Origin of the sequence: Streptomyces tailanensis (assembly GCF_008386495.1) — a bacterium.
In the GTDB taxonomy this organism is placed as follows: Bacteria; Actinomycetota; Actinomycetes; order Streptomycetales; family Streptomycetaceae; genus Streptomyces; species Streptomyces tailanensis.
This window is the reverse complement of sequence record NZ_VTHJ01000178.1, coordinates 1-1,268: the sequence shown is the minus strand read 5'-3', so window position 1 is coordinate 1,268 and position 1,268 is coordinate 1. Positions and strand designations below refer to the sequence as shown.

General features: G+C 68.7%; 1 protein-coding gene and 1 pseudogene. One reads left to right on the top strand and one right to left on the bottom strand.

The features are described 5' to 3' along the window. A pseudogene (locus tag F3T56_RS46835) lies at positions 1–250 on the top strand (hypothetical protein); the annotation flags it as partial. A 351-nt stretch (positions 251–601) separates the two neighbouring features. Here the strand turns inward: F3T56_RS46835 and F3T56_RS45915 are convergent. Next, a complete protein-coding gene (locus F3T56_RS45915; protein WP_149831377.1) occupies positions 602–724 on the bottom strand; it encodes an IS3 family transposase in 123 nt (40 codons plus the stop codon). Positions 725–1,268: the final 544 nt, after the last annotated feature.

Sequence of the window (1,268 nt, the reverse complement as noted above, 5' to 3'; positions counted from 1 at the left end):
TGAACTTGTCGCCGCGGGCGCGGTGACCGTGGAGAGCGATCCGCACTCCGCCCGGTCGAAGCTCGTGCTCCTCTCGGCGGCCGGTGTCCGGCGCCGCGCGGAGACGATGCAGATACTGGCCGGGCTCGAAGCCGTGCTCGCCGGGCGCGTCGGTGCGGATACCGTCCTCGCACTTCGGGCCGCGCTGGAGGAACCGTGGGGATCTCCGGAATCGGTGGTGGCGGAACTCCCCGACCATTCCACCCCGTAACGCTGTTGGCTCCCGGGCACAGTGGCCAGCCCCTCCCCGGACAAAAGGCGCAAGGCCACCACACGCGGACCGCATGACCGGTCCGGCGGGAACGCGCAGGACAGTCAGACGCTGGAACGTCTACGGAATCTCTGCCGCCCCGGCCGCCGTCCGCGCCGCCGCCGGCTGACCCGCCTCTACGCCGACAAGGGATATTACGACCACCCGCGTCGTTCGCCCCGCAAGCGCGGCGTCACCCGCAAGGGCACGGAGCCCTCGAGCCGCCTGGGGCCACCACCGCTGAACGATCGACCGCACCGCCTCCTGACTGACCTGATGCCGCCGCCTGCACCCTCGTCTGCTTCCGCAGACTCACCGACTGACCTTGTGGTCGACCTGCTCGCCGTCGACGGGCAGGTCGGCGGTGATCCTGGGGACGCCGTAGGTGCCATCCGAATCCTGGTGAACCTTGCGTATCCGGGCGGCGAGCCTCATGTCGGTCGCCGGCGCACGGCCCGGTCGGCTACGGTGCGGCGCCAGTAGTAGTCGCTGGAGCGGGCGATGCCAAGGCTGCGGCACAGCTCACTCCGTAGCGGCGCTGGTGGTCGGCGACGAGCTGGAAGCGGTCACCAGCGCGTCTCCCCGGCGCAATACTTCGCCGCTTTCCGCAGGATTTCGCGTTCCTCTTCCGGCTCGCGGATCTTCTGGCGCAGGGCCGCGTTCCCCGTTTCCAACGGCGTGGGCGGCTCCGTGGGTGGCCCCGTCCGGCACCCCCGCGGCCGGTTCGCTGCGGCCGCCCGTACCCAGTTCCGCAGTGTCTCCGGGTTGACTCCCAAATCTGCGGCGGCCTATTTGATCGTCGCTCCGGAACGCGACTGGTCCAGCGCGACAACGTCCGCCTTGAACTCCGGCGGGGAGTGCTTCATGACCACGAGATGTCCGTTCTCAGCCCCCCAAGATCCACGTCTCGGGTGGGGTCTGTACGCTCACCGGTGTAATTGATGATCATGGAAGAGACATCAAGTGAGTAACACCGTGA